18 protein-coding genes and 1 tRNA gene are annotated in these 24,638 nt (G+C 69.4%); 16 read left to right on the top strand and 3 right to left on the bottom strand.

All coding sequences use genetic code 11. From position 1 onward, the window contains the following. Positions 1–3 precede the first annotated feature (3 nt). The gene (locus ABT061_RS47065; RefSeq protein ID WP_350930227.1) at positions 4–624 is read left to right on the top strand and encodes a hypothetical protein; all 621 of its coding nucleotides are present in this window, start codon (positions 4–6) and stop codon (positions 622–624) included. Positions 625–873: 249 nt separating this feature from the next. Further along, positions 874–3,117, top strand: a complete 2,244-nt coding sequence (locus ABT061_RS47060) for a chaplin family protein (protein WP_350930226.1) — start codon at positions 874–876, stop codon at positions 3,115–3,117. A 182-nt stretch (positions 3,118–3,299) separates the two neighbouring features. On the opposite strand, the gene ABT061_RS48520 is transcribed toward ABT061_RS47060, so the two are convergent. After that, positions 3,300–3,716, bottom strand: coding sequence for a DUF5703 family protein (locus tag ABT061_RS48520; protein ID WP_425427982.1), 417 nt, complete (start codon positions 3,714–3,716; stop codon positions 3,300–3,302). On the opposite strand from ABT061_RS48520, the gene topA reads away from it, so the two are divergent. From topA to ABT061_RS47015, 8 genes are all read left to right on the top strand, one after another. After that, entirely contained in the window at positions 3,643–6,294 is a 2,652-nt protein-coding gene (topA, locus tag ABT061_RS47050; RefSeq protein ID WP_350930225.1) for a type I DNA topoisomerase, read from the top strand. The genes ABT061_RS48520 and topA overlap by 74 nt on opposite strands. 132 nt (positions 6,295–6,426) lie before the next feature. Then, positions 6,427–7,833, top strand: a complete 1,407-nt coding sequence (locus ABT061_RS47045; protein ID WP_350930224.1) for a metallophosphoesterase — start codon at positions 6,427–6,429, stop codon at positions 7,831–7,833. A gap of 194 nt (positions 7,834–8,027) precedes the next feature. Further along, positions 8,028–10,091: a dTMP kinase gene (tmk, locus tag ABT061_RS47040; RefSeq protein WP_350930223.1), complete on the top strand. Its 2,064-nt coding sequence runs from the start codon at positions 8,028–8,030 to the stop codon at positions 10,089–10,091. Positions 10,092–10,190: 99 nt separating this feature from the next. Beyond that, a complete protein-coding gene (locus ABT061_RS47035; protein ID WP_350930222.1) occupies positions 10,191–11,372 on the top strand; it encodes a DNA polymerase III subunit delta' in 1,182 nt (393 codons plus the stop codon). Between the two features lie 504 nt (positions 11,373–11,876). Beyond that, on the top strand, positions 11,877–12,629 hold the full coding sequence (locus ABT061_RS47030; protein WP_350930221.1) for a hypothetical protein: 753 nt from the start codon (positions 11,877–11,879) through the stop codon (positions 12,627–12,629). Next, positions 12,626–13,780, top strand: coding sequence for a glycosyltransferase family 4 protein (locus ABT061_RS47025; protein WP_350930220.1), 1,155 nt, complete (start codon positions 12,626–12,628; stop codon positions 13,778–13,780). Before ABT061_RS47030 ends, ABT061_RS47025 begins: the two co-directional genes overlap by 4 nt. A 184-nt stretch (positions 13,781–13,964) precedes the next feature. Beyond that, a complete protein-coding gene (locus ABT061_RS47020) occupies positions 13,965–14,492 on the top strand; it encodes a SigE family RNA polymerase sigma factor (RefSeq protein WP_350930219.1) in 528 nt (175 codons plus the stop codon). After that, positions 14,489–15,157 carry a permease-like cell division protein FtsX gene (locus ABT061_RS47015; RefSeq protein ID WP_350930218.1) on the top strand — a complete coding sequence of 223 codons (669 nt, stop codon included), beginning with the start codon at positions 14,489–14,491 and terminating at the stop codon, positions 15,155–15,157. The genes ABT061_RS47020 and ABT061_RS47015 overlap by 4 nt, the downstream gene beginning before the upstream one ends. Here the strand turns inward: ABT061_RS47015 and ABT061_RS47010 are convergent. Continuing rightward, on the bottom strand, positions 15,154–15,276 hold the full coding sequence (locus tag ABT061_RS47010; RefSeq protein ID WP_350930217.1) for a hypothetical protein: 123 nt from the start codon (positions 15,274–15,276) through the stop codon (positions 15,154–15,156). The two genes, ABT061_RS47015 and ABT061_RS47010, sit on opposite strands and share 4 nt — an antisense overlap. Before the next feature lie 80 nt (positions 15,277–15,356). On the opposite strand from ABT061_RS47010, the gene ABT061_RS47005 reads away from it, so the two are divergent. The 5 genes from ABT061_RS47005 to ABT061_RS46985 all read left to right on the top strand — a co-directional run bounded on the left by ABT061_RS47005 (position 15,357) and on the right by ABT061_RS46985 (position 20,070). Further along, the gene (locus ABT061_RS47005; protein ID WP_502991638.1) at positions 15,357–16,214 is read left to right on the top strand and encodes a PSP1 domain-containing protein; all 858 of its coding nucleotides are present in this window, start codon (positions 15,357–15,359) and stop codon (positions 16,212–16,214) included. Between the two features lie 148 nt (positions 16,215–16,362). Next, positions 16,363–17,859, top strand: a complete 1,497-nt coding sequence (locus tag ABT061_RS47000) for an alpha/beta hydrolase (protein WP_350930215.1) — start codon at positions 16,363–16,365, stop codon at positions 17,857–17,859. 64 nt (positions 17,860–17,923) lie between these two features. After that, positions 17,924–17,997: transfer RNA gene (locus tag ABT061_RS46995), tRNA-Thr, on the top strand. 191 nt (positions 17,998–18,188) lie between these two features. Then, positions 18,189–18,602: a hypothetical protein gene (locus tag ABT061_RS46990; protein WP_350930214.1), complete on the top strand. Its 414-nt coding sequence runs from the start codon at positions 18,189–18,191 to the stop codon at positions 18,600–18,602. Positions 18,603–19,038: 436 nt separating this feature from the next. Beyond that, complete coding sequence (locus tag ABT061_RS46985; protein WP_350930213.1) at positions 19,039–20,070, top strand: WD40 repeat domain-containing protein; 1,032 nt, start codon at positions 19,039–19,041, stop codon at positions 20,068–20,070. A gap of 340 nt (positions 20,071–20,410) precedes the next feature. On the opposite strand, the gene ABT061_RS46980 is transcribed toward ABT061_RS46985, so the two are convergent. Further along, entirely contained in the window at positions 20,411–22,945 is a 2,535-nt protein-coding gene (locus ABT061_RS46980; protein ID WP_350930212.1) for a tetratricopeptide repeat protein, read from the bottom strand. Positions 22,946–23,344: 399 nt separating this feature from the next. On the opposite strand from ABT061_RS46980, the gene ABT061_RS46975 reads away from it, so the two are divergent. After that, positions 23,345–24,577 carry an IS110 family RNA-guided transposase gene (locus tag ABT061_RS46975; RefSeq protein ID WP_502991639.1) on the top strand — a complete coding sequence of 411 codons (1,233 nt, stop codon included), beginning with the start codon at positions 23,345–23,347 and terminating at the stop codon, positions 24,575–24,577. Positions 24,578–24,638 lie beyond the last annotated feature (61 nt).

Genomic DNA, 24,638 nt, shown 5'->3' with positions numbered 1-24,638 from the left:
CATGTGGCGCACGTGCCGCACGAGCAGTGGAGGGCGTCCTCGCCCGCTGCTCGACGCGTGCCCGTGGCCTTCTCCGTCGACGACACGATCCCCGACCGGGCTGACCGGATGGCGCGGTTCGCGGCCGGCACCCGGTGGGGCATCAGGCAAGCCCTCGCCATCGGCGGCCTCCTGGCCGCCGCATGGCTGCTCGCGATCGTCTTCGGCTTTCTCAGTGCCACTCCCGCGGTCGCGGACGCCACCGCGGCGACAGGAGTGGCCCGTTCCCAGACCCTTGACACTGCCGCTTCCGGATCGGCTTCAAAGGTCGATGACTTCCCCACGGGCAGCGGCAAACCGTCGGCGACGGACAACGCCGAAGCCATGGCGGGGCGAGGTGTGGACGGGCTCACCAGCCAGTCCAAGCCGGGCGCCCCGGCACCCGCCACCGTCGACCACGGTTCTGGCAGCAATGGATTCGTGCCCCAGAGCGGTGGTGGATCCGGCCTCTTCGGCTCGGGTCCGGGGGATGTCGCGTGGTTCGCCTACGACCCGCGACTGGCGACACAGCGTGTTCCGCTGGCGTTCGTGCTCCCCCCGGTCGTCCGCACAGCGGCGGACGACCCTTCTTTCTCTCCTGACTGACATCGTCTTGTAGACCGGCCTGATCTCCTTTCGAGTGATCCGCCGGTCGCGGAGCCTGTCTCGATCCTCCGTCCCCAGGAGAGCCGCTCCACCGGTGAGCGACGAGCAGGCCGACGAGTCAGCCGGTTCCCAACTCCTCATGACGGCCCGCCTGGGCCTCCGCTGTGCGGACCTGTCCGGTCCTCGCACGGCTCTCGCATGCCCTCACGAGGGTTCAAGGTCCCCCCGAGACTGCTAGGAGCTTCAATCATGCGTACGTGGGTTAGGGGCACGGCCCCTGCGGCACTGCTCGCACTGGGCGTCATGGCCATGGGCGGCGGTACGGCCTTCGCCGACACCGACGGTGACCACTCGATCGCCGGAGGCAACCAGGTCAACCTTCCGATCACCCTGCCGATCGACATCAGCGGAAACGCCGTCGCTGTGGCCGGACAGTCGGCCGCCTCCTCCGAGGGCGGCGCGTCCGTCGAGAACGGCGGTGGCGGCGGCGCGGGGGGCAACGAGACCTCCGGGCGGGGCAGCGTCCTGGGTGGCAACCAGGTGGTCGCGCCGATCACCGCGCCCGTCAACGCCTGTGGCAACGCGGTGTCGGTGATCGGCCGTTCCGAGGCGGGCTGCCGAGGCGGTGCCTCGGTGCGGAACCAGGGCGGGAACGGCGGCGGTGCCGGTGGCAACCGCACGAACGGTGATCACAGCATCGGCGGCGGCAACCAGGTGGTGGCGCCGATCACCGCGCCCGTCAACGCCTGCGGCAACTCTTTCGCGATCTTCGGTGGGGCAACCGCCGGTTGCCGGGGTGGTGCCTCGGTGAGCAATCAGGGCGGTGGCGGCGGCGGTGCCGGTGGCAACCGCACCTCCGGGCGGGGCAGCGTCCTGGGTGGCAACCAGGTGGTGGCGCCGATCACCGCGCCGATCAACATCTGCGGCAACTCGGTCGCCGTCGTCGGCGAGGCGTTCTCCGGCTGCGAGGGCGGTGCCGAGGTCGTCGGCGGCAGGCCCGGCAGGCCTGGGCAGCCCGGTGGTCCTGGGCACCCCGGTGGTCCCGGGCACCCCGGCGGGCCCGGGCACCCCGGCGGGCCCGGGCAGCCCGGTGGTCCCGGGCACCCCGGTGGTCCGGGACGGCCGGGTGGCCCCGGAGAGCACGGCGGCCCTGGCAAGCCCGACTGGCCGGGTAAGCCGGGTTACGGCGGTCACGGAGGCCATGAGGGGCATGGAGACCACGGCGACCACGGCGGCCACGGCGGCGGCTGGGAGCGCGGCCCGCGTCCCGGCGGCCCCGGCTCGGGCTACGGCCGGCCAGGAAACGACACCGACGGGCGCTTCGGAGCCGGCAGCGGCAATCAGGTGGTCGCGCCGATCACCGCGCCCGCCAACGTCTGCGGCAGCGCCGTCGGCAACGGCCGGGCGGGCTGTCCGGGCGGTTCGTCCGCGGGGACGGGCCAGGGCGGCGGTGGTGCGGGCGGCAACCGCACCTCCGGGCGGGGCAGTGTCCTGGGCGGCAACCAGGTGGTGGCGCCGATCACCGCGCCGATCAACGTCTGCGGCAACGCGGTGGCCGTGCTGGGTGGAGCCTTCGCCGGCTGCCAGGGGGGTGCGTCCGTCGGGACCGGTGGTCCCGGTGGCGGCGGTGCCGGTGGCAACCGTACGAACGGTGATCACAGCATCGGCGGCGGTAACCAGGTGGTGGCGCCGATCACCGTGCCGGTCAACGTCTGCGGCAACGCGGTGGGCGTGCTCGGCCGGGCCGCGGCCGGGTGCAGGGGCGGCGCCTCGGTCTCCGGCGGCGCGGGTGCGGGGGCCGGTGGCAACCGTACCTCCGGGCGGGGCAGCGTCCTGGGTGGCAACCAGGTGGTCGCGCCGATCACCGCGCCGATCAACATCTGCGGCAACGCGGTCGCCGTCCTGGGCGATGCCGCCGCGGGCTGCCTCGGCGGCTCCCGTGCCGGAGGGCCGGGCGGTGGCCAGTGGGGCGGCCACAACGGCGGTCAATGGGGTGGCCACGAGGGTGGTCACCGGGGCGGACCGGGCGGACCCAAGGGCGACTACAACGGCGGCCGAGGCGACTGGGACGGCAAGCCCAGCAGGCACAGGACCAGTGGCCTGCTGTCCGTCCTCCCCGCCGTTCCGGGGATCGGCGGCGAGGCCGGTCAGGCGTCGCCGTCCGACGCCCGCGGTGCCCAGGAGGCGGGCCAGTCCCGGCTTCCGGCCGCCGCCGGCCTGCCCGAGCTCCCCGTCATGCCCGCCACCCCGGTGAGCAAGCGGGCCGCGGCGGCCGACAGCAGCTCGCCGCTGGCTCCCGTCACGGGCCTGACGTCCTCCACCCCGGCCGGTGACCTGCCGATCCGTGACCTGGGCCTGATGAGTGCCGCTCAGCCCGTCGGCGTGACCGGAATGAACGTCGGTTCCCTGGTCACCCTGCTGATCGGCGCGTTGGCCGCGGCCTCCGCGACCGTCTTCGGCACCACCCGCCGCATCCGTTTCGGTAAAAAGTAAGGCATTAGTCACCCATTAGGCATGCCTTCCTCAGAGCCACTGAGGAAGGCGCGCAGACGCCTCGACGGCGGCGAGACAGGATGACCGCGCCTGCGTGGTGCGGTGCTCGCTCGCGTGACGAGGCACGGAAGCTTTGCCCGTTCCGGGGGCGCGGCCCGGGGCGGGCAAAGCCATGTCCGGAATCACATCGTCCTGGTCACACGTATGATCTTCCGGCGCAGCCGGACGTCCCGGCGGCCATCGGGATACAGTCGCAGGCGGTCGAGCTCCCAGTCGCCGTATTCTGCATGTTCGGTCAGTATCCGGCGGGCTGCGTCCCGTGAGGTGCCACGCGGGAGGTGGAGAACCAAGTAGGAGTAGTCCAGCACAGCGATTAGTCTCCGAGGGTGAGCCGAGGGACGTCGACACTCATAGGGCTTTATTCTGCGTCCTTGCGGCTTTCCTTGGGAGTGTTCCCGACTCAGATCGGGTAACCCGAGGGGAAGTAAACGGGGAACGAATGCGAACAGCGAGGTAGGAAGCAGCGTGCCAGCCAAGAACGGCAACGCCGGCGGAAACCGCCTGGTGATCGTCGAGTCGCCTTCCAAGGCGAAGACCATCGCCGGGTACCTCGGCCGCGGCTACGTCGTGGAGTCCAGCATCGGGCATATTCGTGATCTCCCTGAGAAGGCCGAGGACATCCCTGAGAAGTACAAGGGAGAGTCCTGGGCACGCCTCGGCGTCAATGTGGATCACGAGTTTGAGCCGCTCTACGTCGTCAACCACGACAAGAAGGCGCAGGTGAGCAAGCTCAAGCAGCTGCTCAAGGACGCCGACGAGCTCTATCTCGCCACTGACGAGGATCGTGAGGGCGAGGCGATCGCCTGGCACCTCCGCGAGGTGCTCAATCCCAAGGTCCCGGTGCACCGCATGGTGTTCCACGAGATCACCCCGCGGGCGATCCAGGAGGCGGTGGCTAATCCCCGCGCCCTGAACCTGCGGCTGGTCGACGCCCAGGAGACCCGGCGCATTCTCGACCGTCTCTACGGCTACGAGGTCAGCCCGGTCCTGTGGAAGAAGGTCAAGCCCCGGCTTTCGGCCGGGCGCGTGCAGTCCGTGGCGACCCGGCTGGTCGTGGAGCGCGAGCGCGAGCGCCTGGCGTTCACCAGCGCGAGTTACTGGGACCTGCAGGCGCTGCTCGACACCGGTGGTGACGAGGTTCCGCACGAGTTCACCGCCATGCTGACCGGCGTGGACGGAAAGCGCGTCGCCCAGGGCCGGGACTTCGCGAGCAACGGCACCCTCAAGAGCGCCGATGTGCTCCACCTGGACGAGCAGGCCGCCCAGGCCCTGGCCGGGCGCCTGGCCGGTGTGCCGTACAAGGTCAGGTCGGTCGAGCGCAAGCCGTACACCCGCAAGCCGTACGCGCCGTTCAGGACGACCACGCTGCAGCAGGAGGCCAGCCGCAAGCTGGGCTTCTCCGCGAAGTCGACCATGCAGGTCGCCCAGCGCCTCTACGAGAACGGCTTCATCACCTACATGCGGACCGACAGCATCACGCTGTCGGAGACCGCTGTCGCCGCCGCCCGCAGCCAGGCCATCAAGCTTTACGGCTCGGCCTATGTGCCCGACAAGCCGCGCGTCTACGCCAGCAAGGTGAAGAACGCGCAGGAGGCGCACGAGGCGATCCGTCCCTCGGGTGAGGAGTTCCGCACGCCGGGCGAGACCGGGCTGACCGGTGACATGTTCCGCCTGTACGAGCTGATCTGGCAGCGGACCGTGGCCTCCCAGATGAAGGACGCGGTCGGCGAGTCGGTCACCGTCAAGGTGGACGGCACGTCCAGTTCGGGGGAGCAGGTCGAGTTCAGTGCCTCCGGGCGGACCATCACCTTCCACGGCTTCCTGAAGGCCTATGTCGAGGGCGCGGACGACCCGTCCACCGACCGCGACGACTCCGAGAAGCGCCTGCCGAACCTGAGCGAGAACGACCCGCTCACCGCGTCCGCGCTGAACGTGCTGTCGCACGCCACCAAGCCGCCGGCCCGGTACACGGAGGCGTCGCTGATCAAGGAGCTGGAAGACCGGGAGATCGGCCGTCCCTCGACGTACGCGTCGATCATCGGAACGATTCTGGACCGCGGCTACGTCTTCAAGAAGGGCACCGCCCTGGTGCCGTCCTTCCTGGCGTTCGCGGTGGTCAACCTGCTGGAGCAGCACTTCGGCCACCTCGTCGACTACGACTTCACGGCCGACATGGAGAAGGTCCTCGACGACATCGCCAACGACCGGGCGGAGCGGGTGCCCGAGCTGCGCCGGTTCTACTTCGGCGTGGACGGCGGCGACGGCCTGAAGGAGCTGGTCACGGACCTCGGCGAGATCGATGCCAAGGAGATCAGCTCGTTCTCGATCAGGGGCACCGACATCATGATCCGGGTGGGCCGCTACGGTCCGTACCTGGACCGCGAGGGTGTCCGGGTGAACGTGCCGGAGGACCTGGCCCCCGACGAGCTCACGGCCGAAAGGGCCGAGGAGCTGTTCTCCCGCCCGACGGGTGATCGGGAGCTGGGCAAGGACCCGGCGACCGGGCACGTGATCGTGGCCAAGGACGGTCGCTTCGGCCCGTACGTCACCGAGATCCTGCCGGTGGAGACGCCTCCGGCGGAGGGCAAGAAGAAGACCAAGAAGGCCGACGCCCCCAAGCCGCGCACCGGGTCGCTGCTCAAGTCGATGTCCCTGGACACCGTCACCCTTGAGGACGCCCTGCTCCTGCTCTCGCTGCCGAGGGTGCTCGGGGTGATCGACGACCAGGAGGTCACGGCGCAGAACGGCAAGTTCGGGCCGTACATCAAGAGGGGCACCGACTCTCGTTCCCTGGGTTCGGAGGAGGAGCTGTTCACGGTCACCCTCGATCAGGCCAAGGAGTTGTTCGCCCAGCCCAAGACCAGGGGCAGGCGGGCCACGGCCGCGCCGCCGCTGCGCGAGCTGGGTGAGGACTCGGTCTCCAAGAAGCCGATCGTGGTGAAGGAGGGGCGGTTCGGGCCCTACGTCACCGACGGGGAGACCAACGCCTCGCTGCGCAAGGGGGACGAGGTCGAGCAGATCACCACCGAACGCGCCGCCGAGCTTCTCGCCGACCGTCGCGCCCGAGGCCCGGCGCCCAAGCGTCCCCGCACCACCCGGGCCAAGGCCAAGGCCTGACGCCGCCGGGCCAGGGCCCCTGGTACGGGGCCCTGGCCGGCGGGGTTTCCGCACCCGCTGGGAACGCATTCGCCGTTTCGGGCGTTCTTCGGAACGCGCCGGGACGGCCGGTGGGCGCGAGAGGGAAGGCAAGTGACGATCGTGGGCTTCGTGTCGCTGGTCATCTGTGCGATCACGGTGGTCCACTACTACCTGTGGCGTCGCCTGATCCGTTCGACCACCCGGCCGGGGCGGACCCGCCGGGTGCTGACCTGGATCCTCGTCGGCCTGGCGGTGCTCGCGCCCGTGACGCTGGTCGCCTCCCGCAGTGAGTGGGGGCACTTCCTGGCGTGGCCGGGATTCTTCTGGATCGCGACGATGTTCTACCTCGCCGTGTTCCTGGTGGTCCTGGAGATCCCCAGGGCCGTGGCCCTGCTGGTGGTGCGCGGGGTGGAGCATCGGGCCGAGCGGCACCTGGTGCCGCCGGGGGTGGTCGCCCGCCGTGCGAAACGAGCCGCACAGCCGGAGCTCGCCGTTCGATCCGAAACCGCCGGCACACCGGCGTCCGTGGCCGCTGTTCACCCCGAGCACTCCCTCCGGTCCGTCTCCACGGCCCAGACGGACCGTGAAGAGTCCGCGGTCGGTGGGGTGGTCGTCGTACCGGGCCCTGGAGGCACGCCGCGCGGCGGCGGGGCGAAGGACACGGCAGGCGGGCTGAGCAGGAGGCTGTTCATCGCCCGTACGGCGGCGGTCGCCGCCGGGGCGGGGGCGCTCGGCACGATCGGGTTCGGGATCAGGACCGCCCTCGGCGACCCGGTGATCGAGTCGGCCGGGGTGGTGCTGCCCAGGCTGGATCCACGCCTGAACGGCCTGCGGTTCGCGGTTGTCAGCGACATCCACCTGGGCCCGCTCACCGGTTTGGAGCACACCCGGCGCATCGTCCGCATGATCAACTCGCTGGAGGCCGACGTGGTCGCCGTCGTCGGCGACCTGGTCGACGGCACGGTGGCCGAGCTCGGCCCGCTGGCCAGGCCGCTGAAGGACCTCGAATCCCGCTACGGCGCCTACTTCGTCACCGGTAACCACGAGTACTACACCGCCAACGGCCCGCAGGAGTGGATCGAGGAGCTCCGCGAGCTCGGCATCCGCCCGCTGGGCAACGAGCGCGTGGAGATCGCCCACGGGGGAGCCGTGCTCGATCTCGCCGGGGTCAACGACGTCGGCGGTGTCGCATCGGGTGACGGTCCGGACTTCGAGCGGGCGCTGGGTGGCCGTGACCGCTCCCGGTCCACGGTCCTGCTCGCCCACCAGCCGGTCCAGGCGGTCCAGGCGGCCACCTACGGGGTGGACCTCCAACTGTCCGGCCACACGCACGGAGGGCAGATGGTCCCCTTCAATCTGATCATCCCGATGCAGCAGCCGGTCGTCTCCGGTCTCGGCGAGGTGGACGGTACCCAGGTCTACGTGACGCGGGGCGCGGGTTTCTGGGGGCCGCCGGTCCGGGTGGGTGCCCCACCCGAGATAACCCTGCTGGAAGTCAGGAACGAGAGGCTCCGGTAGCCCGGCACCGATCGGGAGAGCCGGCCAGGGCGCGGAGACGCATCACTGGAAACACGAGCATCTGACGCTTCTTTTCGGGTGTGGCACCTGCGGGGCACAGGGTGTAGGCATTACCCTCATGCGACGAGCAGCCGGGCATTTCCGCCTGGCTCATGTTTTCCCCAGCCCAGCGAGCACCTGGATACGCTGACACTATGACCACCCTTGGCCGGAGCACCGCGCGACGTAAGCCCCCCCACGTGCTGGCCAACACCCCGTTCCGCAAGCTGTGGACGGCGATGTCGGTGTGCAGCCTCGGAGACTGGCTCAACCTGCTGGCACTGACCGCCCTGGCGGGCAACCTCACGGTGGGGTCCGGCTACAAGGTCCAGAGCCTGGCCATCGGAGGCGTCTTCGTGGCGAAGATGCTCCCCGCCATCCTGCTGGGCCCGCTCGCCGGCGCGTTCGCCGACCGGTTCGACCGGCGGATGACGATGTTCTTCTGCGACTTCCTGCGCTTCGCGCTGGTGTTGTCGATCCCGCTGATCGGCAACTACCAGTGGGTGATCATCGCCACCTTCCTGGTCGAGTGCGTCAACCTCTTCTGGGTTCCGGCCAAGGACGCCACGGTGCCCAACCTGGTGCCCAAGGAGCGACTGGAGGAGGCCAACCAGCTCAACCTCCTGGTCACCTACGGGACCGCGCCGATCGCCGCGCTGCTGTTCGCGGTGCTGTCGGTCGCCGACGACGCCCTGGGCAACCTGGTGCCGTTCTTCGCCCAGCGGGAGACCTACCTGGCGCTGTTCATCAACGCGCTCGCCTACCTGGTCTCGGCCTTCATCATTCTCTCGCTCAAGGACATCCCGAAGGCCGGCGCGCGGCCCGCGACCTCCACGCCGTCGGTGCTGCGGCAGATCTTCGAGGGCTGGCGGTTCGTCGGCGGCAACCGGCTGATCCGCGGCCTGATCATCGGCATGCTGGGCGCGTTCGCCGCCGGCGGCGCGGTGGTCGGGGTGGCCAAGATCTACGTGGACGCGCTGGGCGGCGGCGACGCGGCGTACGGCGTGGTCTTCGGGGCGGTCTTCGTCGGCATGGCGTCCGGCATGTTCTTCGGGCCGAGGCTGCTGAGGGAACTGTCGCGGCGGCGGTTGTTCGGCCTGTCGATCGTGGTGGCCGGGGTGGTCCTCGTCGCGATCGCGCTCGTCCACAACCTGGTGATCGTCGTCCTGCTGACCGTGCTGCTCGGCGCGTGCGCGGGAATCGCCTGGATCATCGGCTACACGATGATCGGGCTGGAGGTGGACGACAACCTGCGGGGCCGCACGTTCTCCTTCCTGCAGTCGCTCGCCCGGGTGACCCTGCTGCTGGTGGTAGCGGTCGCGCCGACCCTGGCGGGCCTGTTCGGCGAGCGGGAGATCAGGGTCGGGCAGGAGCCGGTCTACCAGTTCGACGGCTCCAACCTGGTGCTGCTGGTCGGCGGGTTGCTCGCGATGGCCGTCGGGACCGTCGCGCTACGGCAGATGGACGACCGCAGGGGCGTCTCGATCGTCGCCGACCTGATCGCCGCGGCGCGCGGGGAGCGGTTCACCCCCGAGAGCGTCGAGCAGGCGCGCGGGATGTTCATCGCCTTCGAGGGCGGTGAGGGGTCGGGCAAGACCACCCAGTCCAGGCTGCTGGCGATCTGGCTGCGCGACCAGGGGTTCGACGTCGTGCAGACCCGTGAGCCGGGCTCGACCAAGGTGGGCATGCGGCTGCGCGCGATCCTGCTCGACGCGGTGCACCAGGGACTGTCCGCGAGGTCGGAGGCCCTGCTGTACGCGGCCGATCGGGCCGAGCATGTGGAGAAGGTCATCCACCCGGCCCTCCAGCGGGGTTCCATGGTGATCTCCGACCGGTACGTCGACTCGTCGCTGGCCTACCAGGGCGCGGGCCGGGCGCTGGACATCGAGGACGTCAAGAGGATCAACGGCTGGGCCACCGGTGGGCTCGTTCCCGATCTCACCGTGCTCATCGACACCCCGCCGTCGGTGGGGCTGGCCCGGTTGGGCGGGGCTGCCGACCGCATCGAGTCGGAGCCGCTGGAGTTCCACGAGCGCGTCCGCCGCGAGTTCCGGGCACTGGCCGCCGCGGAGCCGGATCGTTACCTGGTCGTCGACGGGACCCTGACCCAGGAACGGATCTCCTCGCTCATCTACGACCGGGTCCGCGAGATCATGCCCGACCCGGTGCCACAGGAGTCGGAGGACGTCACCGGGACCATCCCGGCGATCCGTGACTGACCCGGCGCCTTCGCGAGCCGTGAGCGGAGCCGAGGTCGCGGGGGAGTCCTCTCCGTGAGCTCCTGACCCGGCGACCGGCACCGGCGGTAGGTTGGGTCCGTGGGAGTCTTTGATGATCTTGTGGGGCAGGAGCGGGCCGCGGTAACGCTCCGCCGGGCCGCGGCGGCCGGGGCCGACCTGCTGGCCGGGGGGCGCGGCGCCGGGATGACCCACGCGTGGCTGTTCACCGGGCCGCCCGGGTCCGGGCGTGAGGAGGCCGCTCGGGCGTTCGCCGCCGCGCTGTTCTGCCACGAGCAGGGGTGCGGCCACTGCGACATGTGCCATCAGGTGTCGGTCGGCTCCCACCCGGACCTGGAGATCGTCCGCCCGCAGGGACTCTCGTACGGCATCAAGGACACCCGCAGGCTCATCCTGCGCGCGGCCGGGGCGCCGACGCTGGGCCGCTGGCGGGTCGTGCTGTTCGAGGACGCCGACCGGGCGACCGAGGGGGCGTCCAACGCGCTGCTCAAGGCCATCGAGGAGCCGCCGCCGAAGACCGTCTGGCTGCTCTGCGCGCCTGCTCCGGACGACATGATGATCACCATCAGGTCCCGTTGCCGGATCGTCACGCTCGTCACCCCGCCCACCTCGGCGGTCGCCCACGTGCTGGCCACGCGCGAGAACGTGCCGCCGGCGATGGCGGAGTTCGCGGCCAGGGCCGCCCAGGGGCACATCGACCGCGCCCGCAGGCTGGCCCTGGACGAGGAGGCGCGCTCGCGTCGCGAGGCGGTGCTGTCCATCCCCAGGTCGCTCACCGGCGTCGGTGAGTGCGTGATGGCCGCCGAACGCCTGGTGAAGACCGCCGAGGACGAGGCCGCCGCGGTCACGGCGGTGCTGAACGAGGCGGAGATCACCGAGCTGCGCCAGGTCTACGGCGAGGGCTCCACCGGAAAGGGGCTCAACCGGGGGCTGATCCGCGGCGGCGCCGGGGCGCTCAAGGACCTTGAGGACCGGCAGAAGTCCCGGGCGACCCGTACCAAGCGCGATGTCATCGATGCGGCACTGCTCGACCTGGTGTCGTTCTACCGCGACGTGCTGGCCGTGCAGTTCGGCGCGCACGTGGAACTGGCCGGCGAGGACCGCCGCGCCGATCTGGAAGACCTGGCCCGTGCCTCCACCCCGGAGGACACCCTGCGCAGGATCGACGCCATCATGCGCTGCCGGAGGCGGCTGGCGGCCAACGTCAGCCCGCAGATGGCCGTGGAGTCGATGACCCTCTCGTTGCGTGAGCCCCGGCTCTGAACCGCGTCGGCCGGGCCTGATCCGCCTCACGACGGGCGGTGGTTTTCACGTTTTTGGTCATGCAGACCGAAATGTCGGAACTGGGCGGACCGGAGCCCGCTGAAACGATCAGCAGGCTCTGCGCCGGGGGCGGCAGGCGGGCGGACATGCGCTACCGCGATGGCCGGGAGGTTCCCGGCCGGTCGGCATGGATGCTTCGGAGGCGCACATCGTGGTCCGGCGGGGACCGGAGTTCGAGGTGATCAACTTTGGCCGATATCGGACACCTCAAGGTTTCCGGTAACCCGGTGTGACGGATATCGGCTGGTGAGGGTAGGGGGCCGTCGCGACCGCGCGCCCTCTACCCGTCTTTTTTCGATTAGATGGAACCATTCCTCGCTAAATCACCTCAAAGCATGAGTGTGGGTCGTTAGGATTCACGGGCAAAAATCAATGCTTTTGTTATAAAACAACGGGAAGTGTCCTGCTCTATGGGGATGAGCAGCGAAGACCGGGGGAATTTTGGTGAGCACCGAGGCGCGCCACGGGGTGGTCCCGTCCGTGAGCGGGCGGGCCGTCACGAGCCGGGTGGGCGATGACGACACGCTGAGGATCGAATGGTCGGCACCGACGGACGCGGAGATCGTCCTGCGGCATGTGGAGACCGGTGAGGAGTGCGGGACGGCGGACCTGACGGTGCTGGCCCCAGGTACCTGGATGGCCTCATGCCGGGGCGAGCCCGTCGCCACCGACGACCCGGGGTTCTCGCTCGACGGGCTCTGGTCCTACGCCGAGACCCGCCGCAACCGGGAGATCAGGGCGTTCCGCACCTCCCTTGGCACGCTGGGCCTGCGGGTCCGCGAGGTCGAGCCGTACGTCGAGGTGATCCGTGTGACCGCGGACGACGGGGTGATCGCCGTCGAGGGCGCCGTCGCGTACGGTGACCCGATCCGGGGGGAGGCCGGGCTGGTGGCGGTGGCCCGCCGGGGGCCGGAGCCGGTGAGCGGGCCGGCGACCTTCCAGGGACGGTGGTTCGAGGGAGCGATCGAGATCGCGCCGATGGCCGAGGCGCAGGTGCGGCGCCGGGTCTTCTGGGACCTGTACGCGGAGATCTCCGGGGTCCGGCTGCCGCTGGCGACCCGTCTTGATGACATAACAGATAAGAAGATCAAAGTTCGTTTTCCTGCCCAGCGTGTCGGGCAGGTGAGGGTCCGCCCGTACTACACCGAGACCGACAGTCTCGCCGTCGCGCTCAGCATCGAAGAGGAGAAACCGTGAAGATCTCCTTTCTCATTCTCAACGCCTACGGCATGGGCGGCACCATCCGCGCCACCTTCGACCTCGCCACCGCCATGTCCGAGCGGCACGAGGTCGAGGTCGTCAGCGTCTTCCAGCACACCGACACCCCCTTCCTGCCGCTGGGCCCCCGGGTCAGGCTCCGTTCGCTGGTGGACCTGCGGGAGGGGGCCAGGGTCCGCTGGCCGTACACGAAGAGGGCCGAGCGGCTGGGCGCGCGGGAGAGCGCGCTGATCCACCCCGAGGAGCGCGCCTACGCGTCCTTCAGCGCCTGGAGCGACGAGGTCCTCGTCCGCGAGCTGCGCAGGCTCCGCAGCGACGTCCTGATCACCACCCGCGCGGGTCTCAACATCATGGCCGCGAGGTACACCCGCAGGAAGGTCGTCACGATCGCCCAGGAGCACCTGCACTTCGAGGCGCACCAGCCCGGGATCTTCGAGGAGATCCGGACCTGGTACCCGAAACTGGATGCGGTCGTCACCCTCACCGAGGCCGACGAGCACGACTACCGGAACATGCTCAACGGGTCGCCCACCCGGGTGTTCACCATCGGCAACGGGCTGCCCGGCGGGCCGCGTCCACGCTCCAGGCAGGAGAACCGGATCGTGCTGGCCGCGGGCAGGCTGGTGCCGGTCAAGGGGTACGACCGGCTGCTGAAGGCGTTCGTCCGGGTGGCCAGGGAACGTCCCGACTGGAAGCTGCGGATCTACGGCGAGGGCCGGGTCGGCGACAAGCTGGTCAGGCAGGCGGTCAAGCTGCGGCTGCACAACAACGTCACCTTCATGGGTCCCACCGGTGACATCGAGGGCGAGCTGGCCAAGGCGTCGATCCACGCGGTCAGTTCCCGCTTCGAGGGCTTCGGCATGACCATCATCGAGGCGTTCGCCTCCGGGGTGCCGGTGGTCAGCTTCGACTGCCCCCGTGGACCTCGCGAGATCATCACACCCGGGATCGACGGACTGCTGGTTCCCGCCGACGACGTGGACGCCCTGGCCGACGGGCTGATCCAGATGATCGACGACGAGGAGGGCCGCCACAGGATGGCCAAGAACGCCATCCAGACGGCCCAGAGCTACGACATCTCGATGATCGCCGAACGCTGGGAGAAGTCCTTCGCCGAACTCGGCCGCTGAGCGGGGGCGGGCGCGGTCGTACGCCGGCCCGAGCCGGTGCGCCGGGTGGAACTCACCGGATGGGACACGTGGGCCGGACGGGGTTTACGAGCCGGAAGGGGGCCGTAGGCAGGGAGAACACGGACGGGGTGGAGTTCGTGGGCCGGGTGAAGCAGCAGAAGGCCCGGCACGGCGTCTCTGTGATGTGGAAGTCGAACTGCTCTCCCACGGAGAGCCCTTGGCCAGGGACCGCGTCGACATCGCGACGCTGTTCGCCGAACATCACCTCGGGCTGGTACGGCTGGCGCTGCTCATGGTGGGCGACCAGGCCACCGCCGAGGACGTCGTACAGGAGGCGTTCGCCCGCACCCACGCGGGACGGCGCCGCCTGCGCGACCCGGGCAGGGCGCTGACCTACATCCGCTCGGCGGTCCTCAACGGGGCGCGATCGGTGCTGCGCCGCCGCGCGGTCGCCTTCCGCTGGGCCGCGCCGTACGAGCCGCCGGCCTGGTCCGCCGAGCACGCGGCGCTGCTCGGCGAGGAGCGCCGCGAGGTGCTCATGGCCCTGTGCGCGCTGCCCAGGCGGCAGCGGGAGGCGCTGACCCTCCGCTACTACCTGGAGCTGTCCGACCTGGAGATCGCCGAGACCATGGGCATCGCCGCCGGCACCGCCCGGTCCACCCTCGCGCGTGGGCTGGCCACCCTCGCCCGGATGCTCAAGGAGGAGTCATGACCGACATCGAGAACCGCCTCCGCGACGCCTTGTCCGCCGCCGCCGCGACCGCCGAGAACATCCGCCCGCTCACCGTCCCCGCCCGCCGCCGCCTCAGAGCTCCCTTCCGGATCGCCGCCGCGGCCCTGGCCGTCGCCGTGGTGGTCTTCGGAGCCGTACGGTTCACCGCGCCCTCCCCGCTGTCACGGGAGAACATCGTCACCATGGCGATGAGCGGCCCCGAGCAGTCCGGAGATGCCGACGTGTCGGTCTTCCTCTGCAAGCAGCATGACCCATTCCCGAAATGTGACCATGTGATGACCGAGGGTGAGAGGGCGGAGATCCGGCGGACGCTTGAGGCCCGGCCCGAGGTGAAAAGGGTCCTCTTTGAGGACCAGCAGCAGGCATGGGAGAACTTTCGGAGCCAGAACACGGACAAACCCGCGCTGCTGCAGGCGATAGCCGTCGAGGACATGCCGGAGTCCTTCCGAGCCTGGCTCAGGCCGGGCGCGGACCCCAAGGTCGTCGCCCGTGCCATGGGCGAACTGCCGGGGGTGTCCAACGCGATCGATAGGCACTGCCTGCTGAGAAGGTCGTGGCTGGGGTCGCTCGTCGAGCATCTCCTTCCGTGGTCGGATGAGCCGGAGCAGTGCTCGTTCCCGAAGTTCGAGCCCCCGGAGTCCTAGGAGGGGGCGGACTGAGCGGGCGACAGTGGTAAGGGCAGGTCGCGAACGCGGCCGGTGGCCGTGGCCAGGTGGCACCGCAGGTCCGGCACGACGATGCCGCGGTCGGGGGGATTGTTCATGATCGCACCGGGTGGCACCGCACATCCGGGGGCACGACACATAGGGTGAGCACGAGCCGTACCCCCAGGTTTGGAGCCATATGGGCATGATCATGGCGGTGAGTTTCACCCGCTACGGCAGGCTGTACTACCTCGACCCCGGAGAGCACAGCCCCAAGGTCGGCGACAAGGTGCTGGTGCCCACCGAGGCCGGGCCCGAGGTCGCCGAGTGCGTCTGGGCTCCCCAGTGGACGAGCGAGGAGATCGACGGGCTGCCGATGTGCGCGGGCATCGCGACCGAGGAGCACCTCACCCGTGACGAGGGCAACAAACGGCGCCGCGCGGAGGCCCGGAGCGTCTCCAAGCGCCTGATCAAGCGGCACACGCTGCCGATGAAGGTCGTCGGCGTCGACTACCTGGACGCGGAGAACGTCTACACGGTCTACTTCTCCGCCCCGCACCGGGTCGACTTCCGCGCCCTCGTCCGTGACCTGGCCCGCAACCTGCGCGCCAGGGTGGAGCTGCGCCAGATAGGCCCGCGCGACGAGGCCCGCCTCCAGGGCGGCATCGGCCCCTGCGGCCGTGACCTGTGCTGCGCCACCTTCCTCAAGGACTTCGAGCCGGTCTCCGTCCGGATGGCCAAGGACCAGGACCTGCCGGTCAACCCGCTGCGCATCGCGGGGGCGTGCGGGCGGCTGATGTGCTGCCTGAAGTACGAGCACCCCCTCTACCTCGACGCCCAGAGCAGGATGCCCCGGATCGGGCTGAAGGTCGACACCCCCGAGGGCACCGGAACCGTCGTGGGCCGCAACGTACCCTCGGACTCCGTCGTGGTCCGCCTGGAGGACGGCGGCCGCCGCTGCGCCTGCCCGTCGGCCTCGGTCTGCTCCCCGCGCAAGCAGCACGACGAGGCGTACGGTGGCGCGGTGCGGGTCGCCGAGAGCGGGCCGGAAGGGTGACCGATCGGCTGTCCCCGCTGAGGTCGATGTCTCGTCATGGGGGCTCGGCGCGGGCACATAGGATTCGACCGTTCGGCCTCTCCACGTGTCGGCCCCCTTGCCGGATCCGCGTGTGACCCCGACCTACGGACTACGGAGCGGACAAGGCGTGAGATCCCGTGTGACCGCCGTACTGGCGGCGGTGGCCCTGCTCGCGAGCGCGTGCACCGGCACCGACGTCCCCGCCGACGCCAGTGGCGGCACCGGAGCCGGCCGCGGTGTGGCGGGAGCGGCTCTCGGCTGGCACGAGTGCGAGGACGGTTTCGAGTGTGCCAAGCTCGCCGTACCGCTCGATCACAGCAAGCCGGACGGTGAGAAGATCGAGCTCAGCGTGATCCGGCTCCCGGCCTCGGGGGAGCGGATCGGTTCGATCCTCCTCAATCCCGGCGGGCCGGGTGCCTCCGGAGTGCAGTACGCGCGAAGTGCCCGCACCGCGGTGAGCGAGGCGGTTCGCGAGCGCTTCGATGTCGTGGGCTTCGACCCGCGCGGGGTCGGCGAGTCCGCGCCCGTCCGGTGCCTGTCGCCGAGCGAGCTGGACACCTTCGTCGGCCTCGACAGCTCGCCCGACTCGCCGGGGGAGGTCACCGTGCTCGAGGAGGGGGCGCAACGGTTCGCCGCCGGATGCGAGACCCGATCGGGCAGGCTCCTGCCGTACGTCGGCACCGCCGACGCCGCCAGGGACATGGACCTGCTGCGTGCCGCCGTCGGTGACTCCCACCTCACCTACCTCGGCAAGTCGTACGGCACGCAGCTGGGCGCCGTCTACGCCGATCTCTTCCCCGACCGGGTCCGTGCCCTCGTCCTGGACGGCGCCGTGGACCCCTCGCTCGACCCACTGGAGCTGAACACCGCGCAGGCACGCGGTTTCGAGGTCGCTCTCGACGCGTTCCTCGAAAACTGCCTCGCGGCCACCGACTGCCCCTTCCAGGGCTCCGTCGCCTCCGCCCGTGCGGAGATCACCGCGCTGCTCCGCAGGGCGGACACCGCTTCCCTGGCCAACAGGACCGGCGACGACCGTACGGTGACCGAGGCCTGGGCCATCCTCGGTGTGATCACCCCGCTCTACGACCGGCAGGCATGGCCGGTCCTCCGCCAGGCGCTGGCCCAGGCGCTGAAGGGTGACGGCACTGCCCTGCTCCGCATGGCCGACCTGCTGGTCGACCGTGGGGAGGACGGCGAGTACACCAACCAGACCGAGTCCAACCTGGCGGTCAACTGCGTCGACAGCATCTACCCCCGCGACCCCGCCGCCTACGCCAAGGCGGCCGAACAGGCGGCCAAGGTCGCCCCCCTGTTCGGCGCGTACGTCATGTGGAGCTCACTGCCCTGCGCGTACTGGCCGGTCAAGGCGGGGGCCCGGGAGAAGATCGACGCCCCCGGAGCCCCGCCCATCATGGTCGTCGGCACCAGACGCGACCCCGCCACGCCCTACCAGTGGTCAGAGGCCCTCGCCTCCCAGCTCTCCTCCGGCGTCCTCGTCGGTTTCGACGGAGACGGCCACACCGCTTATCTGACCGGCTCGGCGTGCGTGGATCGCCTGGTGGACGACTACCTGATCGATCTGACCGTCCCCGCCGATGGAACCCAGTGTCCCAAGATCGGCTGATTCCGGTGCGCGGGAAGGCCCTGGGAGCCTGTAGACTGCCGTAAGTCGTGGTGAAACACGGCACGCCGCCTTAGCTCAGTCGGCCAGAGCACTTCACTCGTAATGAAGGGGTCTGGGGTTCGATTCCCCAAGGCGGCTCCCAGGTCAGAGGCCCTCCGGGATGATCCCGGAGGGCCTTTTTCGTGTCCGTACAGCAGCGAAATACAGCAACGGGGTCAGCTGAGAGCAACCTCGGTGAGCAGAGCCGATCGTTCTCATCCGGTTGGAACTTCGCCGAGTTTCCTGTAGTTGGTGAAGATGAGCTCTGATCAACATTTCCGAGGGGTCCCATGGTCACGGTAGACAAGATCGGCCGTGTGCCGCGTGCGGTAAAGAGCGCACAGGTCGCCATGATGATCCAGGCGATGCTCGGGCTTGTGGGAATCGTGTTGCTTTCCGGCTTTTTCTTCGGCGGGGCTGTCGAGCCGGAGAGCGCTGCGGGATTTCTCGTCCTGACGTACGCCCTCGGGCTTGTGAGCACCGGACTGATCGGCTGGCTGGCGTTCAGCTGGGACTCGCGCAAGCGGAGCATATGGGGCGCAGCACTTGCTGTTGAAAGCCTGCTGGCGCTCTTCTCCGTGGCCGGTCTTGTGCTCGGTCCGGAATCCAGAGCCGCTGACTTGATCGACTTCAACCTTGTAGTGCCAGCCGCCGTGGTCGTTCTGCTGCTTCTTCCGTCAGTGAGGACATGGTTCGACCGTTGACCGGCGTCATGGACATGGCGAAGGCCCTCCCAAGTGAACCGCGCCGGGTTTCGTGGAGTGATGTTCCCCGGCTTTCGTGGAGTCGCTTTGGTTGACTTGCATGCCTAGATCCTCAAGAGAGGTCAGCATGCCCAGGAGCTATCCCCCTGAGTTCCGCCGTAAGGTCCTGAATCTGCTCAAGGCTGGCCGAGAAAGCCGGGGAACATCAGAGCCTCCAGCAATCCCGGCGCGGTTCAGAGGTCGCCGGCCTGAGTTGTTTAGCGGCTTACGGTCTTTGCGGTGGCTCGGGTGATCGACCGATAAGCCGATAGCCAGCTTGACTCCGCCCTTTATCGGCGATCATGTAGCGGTGGTGACTCCTCCTGATCAACCGCCTCCTTCGTCCACGTCCTACTCGCCGTCTTCACCGAAGCATCCCCGTCGACGTCTCGGTGCCATGTGGATCACAGTGATCGTCGCCTGTGCGGCTGCCATCACACTCGCCGTGATCTTCCGACCGGTCGCCAAGAGCCCGACGGCGGAAGAGCCAGAACCGACGGGGGATCGTGACGCCGTCGCATCGGTGGCGGTCGGGCAGTTGAAGGGACGGCCGGTCGTCGTCACCGGCGGCTGGGACGGCACGGTGGGGGTGTGGGACCTGGCCACGCGTCGACCGGTGGGCAAGCCGATGACCGGCCACACCAGCGTCGTCTGGTCGGTGACGGTCGCTCAGGTGGACGGCCGATCGATCGCCGTCACGCTCAGCGAGGACGGCACGATGCGGGTGTGGGACCTGGCCACGCGTCAATCGATGGGCAAGCCGATGGTCGGCCACACCGGCACCACGGCGGCGGTCGGGCAGTTGAAGGGACGGCCGGTCGTCGTCACCGGCGGCTGGGACGGCACGGTGCGGGTGTGGGACCTGACCACGCATCGACCGGTAGGCAAGCCGATAACCGGTGACACCGTTGCGAGTGTCCGTGCGGTGGCAATCACCCAGGTGAAAGGGCGGCCGGTTGTCATCACCGGCGGCCTGAAGGAAACGGTGCGGGTGTGGGACCTGACCACACGTCGACCGGTAGGCAAGCCGATGACCGGCCACACCAATTCCGTGGAAGCAGTGGCGCTCGGTCGGGTAAGCGGCCAGCGGGTCATTGTCACTGGAGGCTCGGACGACAGCGTGCGGGTATGGGACCTGACCACCCATGACCTGCTAGGACAACTAGCCGGCCACGCTGACGCTGTCTATGCGGTGGTGGTCGCTCAGGTGGACGGCCGACCGATCGCTGTCACCGGTGACCTGGACGGCACGGTGCGGGTGTGGGATTTGACCACGCGTCGACCGGTGGGCAAGCCGATGACCGGCCACACGGATGCTGTCAAGACAGTGGCTGTCGCTCAGGTGGACGGCCGGCCGGTCGCCGTCACGGTCGATCACGACAACATGATGCGGGTGTGGGATCTGCCTGCGATACCGCGGCAACGATAAAGGGCATGGCTGTCAGCTCAACGTGATCGGTACCGCTGCTCGACCACGCTCAACCCCACCAGCACTCGACGAAGTGTCACAGAGGTCCTGAGCACGATCTGTCACGCAGATCATGAGACCTGACACCAGTCAAGACCCATGTCCAGTCCCAGCCCGATGAGAACTTTCCAGACGTCTTTAAAGGCGATCCGCCTGCGGCGTCTCGCCGCGCGTCGGGCGGTCGCCGGCCGCGCTGCGGCTCTTCGGCCGGTCGCGGCCCGCGCCGCCCACGCGCACATATCGCCCAAAACAGCGGCTGACTCAGTCGTGTTCTCCGAACGTTGGAGCTTTCGATCCGAGATCAGGCATCTCTCACACGTTTGACTTCCTCTTGTATACGGGCCGCTTCGGCCGCACGCCCCAACTCCGAGAACCGGATGCCGAGGTTGGACAGGGAGGTGGCGAGGTCGGGCCGGTAGCGATCGGGGTAGGACTGGGCCAGCTCCCGGTAGATGGCCACCGCTTCCTGCGTTACCGGTAGTGCCTCGGCCGCACGCCCCAACTCCGAGAACCAGACGCCGAGGTTGGACAGAGAGGCGGCGAGGTCGGGCCGGTAGCGATCGGGGTAGAGCTGGGCCAGCTCCCGGTAGATGGCCACCGCTTCCTGCGTTACCGGTAGTGCCTCGGCCGCACGCCCCAACTTCGAGAAGTGGATGCCGAGGTTGGACAGGGAGGTGGCGAGGTCGGGCCGGTAGCGATCGGGGTAGGACTGGGCCAGCTCCCGGTAGATGGCCACCGCTTCCTGCGTTACCGGTAGTGCCTCGGCCGCACGCCCCAACTCCGAGAACCGGATGCCGAGGTTGGACAGGGAGGTGGCGAGGTCGGGCCGGTAGCGATCGGGGTAGGACTGGGCCAGCTCCCGGCGAATGGCCACCGCCTCCTGGTCGGCAGGCAGTGCCTCGGCCGCACGCCCCAACTTCGAGAAGTGGACGCCGAGGTTGGACAGGGAGGTGGCGAGGTCGGGCCGGTAGCGATCGGGGTAGAGCTGGGCCAGCTCCCGGCGAATGGCCACCGCCTCCTGGTCGGCAGGTAGTGCCTCGGCCGCACGCCCCAACTTCGAGAACCGGACGCCGAGGTTGGACAGAGAGGCGGCGAGGTCGGGCCGGTAGCGATCGGGGTAGGACTGGGCCAGCTCCCGGCGAATGGCCACCGCTTCCTGCGTTACCGGTAGTGCCTCGGCCGCACGCCCCAACTCCGAGAACCAGACGCCGAGGTTGGACAGAGAACCGGCGAGGTCGGGCCGGTAGCGATCGGGGTAGAGCTGAGCCAGCTCCCGGTAGATGGTCACCGCCTCCTGCGTTACCGACAGTGCCTCAGCCGCACGCCCCAACTCCGATAAATGAGTTCCCAGCGCGGACAACCACCGCGCCCGCTCCGCGTTGTCAGCATCAGCCGGAACACTGCCCAGCAGCCGCTGGGCCAGCAGCACGTGCGCCTCCGTCAAAATCAGCGAAGGGTACGGCAGCACCTCATACAACGCCACCAGCGTCTCCCGGGAGGCCGTCAGCTCCCCCACCTCATCTGCCACCTGCGGCAGCAGCCGCTGCAGGATCTGGGCCGCGGCCTCCAGCTCTTGAGCCGCCCGGGCCAGCGTCACCAGCGCCCGCCGCCCCTGCCGCGCATCCAGGTTCTCCAGGCACGCCTCCAGCAACGCCGCCGACCCGCTCAACTCCCGGGTGACGTGCAGCTCCGCCAGTCGATCCGGCCGCAATCGCCCCAGCCATTCCCGATCATCCTCCGGCGGATACAGCTCATGCAGCCAATCGGCCACCCGCACCGAGGCCACCCCGTCCGGCACCCGGCCCGCCACCTCGGCAGCCTGCTCCCGGTCAGCGGCGCCCAGCAGCGTGGCCGCCGCCACGCTCTGCCGCACCGCCTTCTCGCTCAGACCGAACGGCCCCTGCATCAACTCTCGCGCCCGCGCGCTCTGCACCCAAAACCGCCGCTCGTGACCAAGGACCTCTTCCAGCACCTCCTCCACCCGCACCACCACCCCACCCGGCCGCGCTCCTGGGCGGGCCGAACGCAGCACCGCCACCAGCGCCGCCGCATGCAGGTCCAAGATCCGCTGCCGCCCCTCGCCCAGCACCACCTCAAACCGGTCCGGCGCCGCCACCTTCAGCGCATCAGCGAAGTACGGCACCGCCGCCGCCACAACCTCCTCATCTAAGACATCTGCCTGGAGTTGTTCGGCCAGCTCCATCCCCTCGGCTCCGGCCGCGGCCACCATCTGACGCACCCGCACCGATTCGGCCCCCAGTTGTTGCCACCACTCCCCGGCCGAGCGCGCCAGCAACAACACCCGCACCCGCCGCCCCGCATCCCCGGCCACCTCCCGCAACAACCCGGCCAACCCGGTACGGGTCTCGGCGTAATCCACGATCACCAGCACCCGGCCCGATGACATCGCCCGCCACCGCTCCAGCGCCTCGGCCTCACTGTGGTCGGCGACCTCCAGCGCCTCCCACCCGGTCCCGAGCCGCCGGGCCAGCTCCGCCGCCAGCCGCGACTTGCCCACCCCGCCCGGCCCGGTCACCAATCGCACCCGCCCCGCCTCAGCGTCCTCACACCAGGCCAGCAGCTCTGTCAGCTCCCGCTCTCGCCCGGTGAACGGCACCACTCCCCGCGCCGGATGCAGCAAAGCCGCCGCTCCACCCACCTCCGGCACCAGCTCGGCTGCCTTCTCCGCCGCCGCTTGCGCGTCATCACGCGCCCGGAAGCGCTCCAGCAGGGTCGGGGCGAACGCCCCGCCCACCCCGCCGAGCACCGTCCCCAGCACCGTCACCCACGCCTTGCCATCCGACAGCGCGGCCACCGCCGCCCCTGCCGCAGCCACCAAGACGATCAGAAACGCCCGCCACCATCCCGCCATACCGCCATCTGTAGACCACACCACCGGCTACTGAAGGGGCCGTTACCCAACCGCAAACCAGACAACGCAGACCGTGACGATCGTCCACTTCGCTTCTCACTCCACAGGACCGGGGCGATCGACTCATTAGAGGATCCTGGTAGAGCAGCCCCGTAGGGGTTGTCACCTCTCGGCCTGGTGGGTGCACGGCCTGCGATCGGTCGGCCGCTGGACGGCTTGCGACAGTGTTGCCAGCCCCGCCGGGACGAGGGCGTCGGATCGGCATCAGGGAATTGCCCTACGAGGGCCGTAGTAATGAGCTTCCGGCAGGCGTCCTCTCCGTGACAGAGGTGTGGATCTTCCCCCTGGAAGGACACAAGGTGCATACGGTCGGTTGGGATTGGGGCGGTCAGACGCACTCGGTCGGTGACGGTGCTGGACGAACACGGGAGCAAGGCCGCCCGGTGGACGCTCCCGCATACCGAGGCGGGGATCACCGGCACGCTGCGGCGCCTGGCGACCTACGGTGCCCCCTCTGAGTTGCCGGTGGCGATCGAGACGAGCAAGGGCCTGGTCGTCGACCGGCTGTTGGCGGCCGGCCACCCGGTCGTCGCGGTTCACCCTGCCGCGTTCAACGCGATGCGGCCCCGATGGGGAGCCTCTCGCGCCAAGACCGACAACGCCGACAGCTTCATGCTCGCCGACCTGCTGCGCACCGACGGCCGGCATCTGCGCATCCTGGCCCCAACCGAAACCGCGACGCTGGAGCTACAGGCTCTGTCTCGCCAGCGCAGCGACCTGGTCGCCACCAGGACCAGCCTCACCAACCGGTTGCGCGCCCTGCTGGAGGCGCACTGGCCGGGAGCCACACGCCTGTTCAAGCAGATCGAGGCCCAGATCTCACTGGCGTTCCTGGACCGCTTCCCCACCCCGCAGGCCGCCGTCACGCTCACCCCTGCCAAGTTGGATGCCTTTCTGCGTCGTCACTCCTACACCGGCGGCAAGAGCGGCGCGCAACTACTCGACCGGCTCAAAGCGGCCCCCAAGGCCGCCAGCAGGGTCAGCCCCGAGGTCGTCGCAACGCTGGTGACCGTCCAGGTCGGGCAGGTCCGCGCGATCGTCGGAGCGATCAAGTCTCTCGAAGCCGCGATCAACCAGGCACTGGATGCCCATCCCTACGCCGCGCTGTTTCGCGCCCTGCCCCGCGTTGGCACGGTCAACCTCGCCCAGATCATCGGCGAGGTCGGACCCATGCTGGAGCGCGGACTGAACGCCGACCAGCTCGCCGCAGAGGTCGGGATGGCTCCCGTGACCCGTGCCAGTGGAAAGGTCCACGCTGTGGGATTCCGGCACGGCGCCAACCGGCCCGCGCGAAAAGCCCTCACCCACTTCGCCGACAACAGCCGACACGACAACCCCTGGGCCGCTGACCTCTACCGACGCGCCCGGGAGCGCGGCAAACGCCACCCTCAAACCGTTCGCATCCTCGGCCGGGGCTGGCTTCGCGTCATACACGCCTGCTTCCGCGACGGCACACCCTACGACTCCGCCGTCCACCACGTCCGGCACGGCACGGCTACGGCGCTTGAGCAACAACGGAACGGCCAGTGGCGTTAGTGGACCGACGCGGGCGCAGTTACCGCCAACCGTCGTTCCGGACGCTGGCGCAAGGGCCCGC

Origin of the sequence: Streptosporangium sp. NPDC002544 (assembly GCF_040295965.1) — a bacterium.
GTDB lineage: Bacteria > Actinomycetota > Actinomycetes > Streptosporangiales > Streptosporangiaceae > Streptosporangium.
Note: the sequence above shows the minus strand (reverse complement) of the source record. Positions and strands in the feature narration are given on the sequence as shown.

Coding starts and splice junctions, on each gene's coding strand:
- ABT061_RS47060 (WP_350930226.1), top strand. CDS start 874: ATGCGTACGTGGGTTAGGGGCACGGCCCCTGCGGCACTGCTCGCACTG.
- ABT061_RS48520 (WP_425427982.1), bottom strand. CDS start 3,716: ATGGTCTTCGCCTTGGAAGGCGACTCGACGATCACCAGGCGGTTTCCG.
- tmk (WP_350930223.1), top strand. CDS start 8,028: ATGACCACCCTTGGCCGGAGCACCGCGCGACGTAAGCCCCCCCACGTG.
- ABT061_RS47015 (WP_350930218.1), top strand. CDS start 14,489: ATGACCGACATCGAGAACCGCCTCCGCGACGCCTTGTCCGCCGCCGCC.
- ABT061_RS47010 (WP_350930217.1), bottom strand. CDS start 15,276: ATGAACAATCCCCCCGACCGCGGCATCGTCGTGCCGGACCTGCGGTGC.
- ABT061_RS47005 (WP_502991638.1), top strand. CDS start 15,357: ATGGGCATGATCATGGCGGTGAGTTTCACCCGCTACGGCAGGCTGTAC.
- ABT061_RS46990 (WP_350930214.1), top strand. CDS start 18,189: ATGGTCACGGTAGACAAGATCGGCCGTGTGCCGCGTGCGGTAAAGAGC.
- ABT061_RS46985 (WP_350930213.1), top strand. CDS start 19,039: ATGTGGATCACAGTGATCGTCGCCTGTGCGGCTGCCATCACACTCGCC.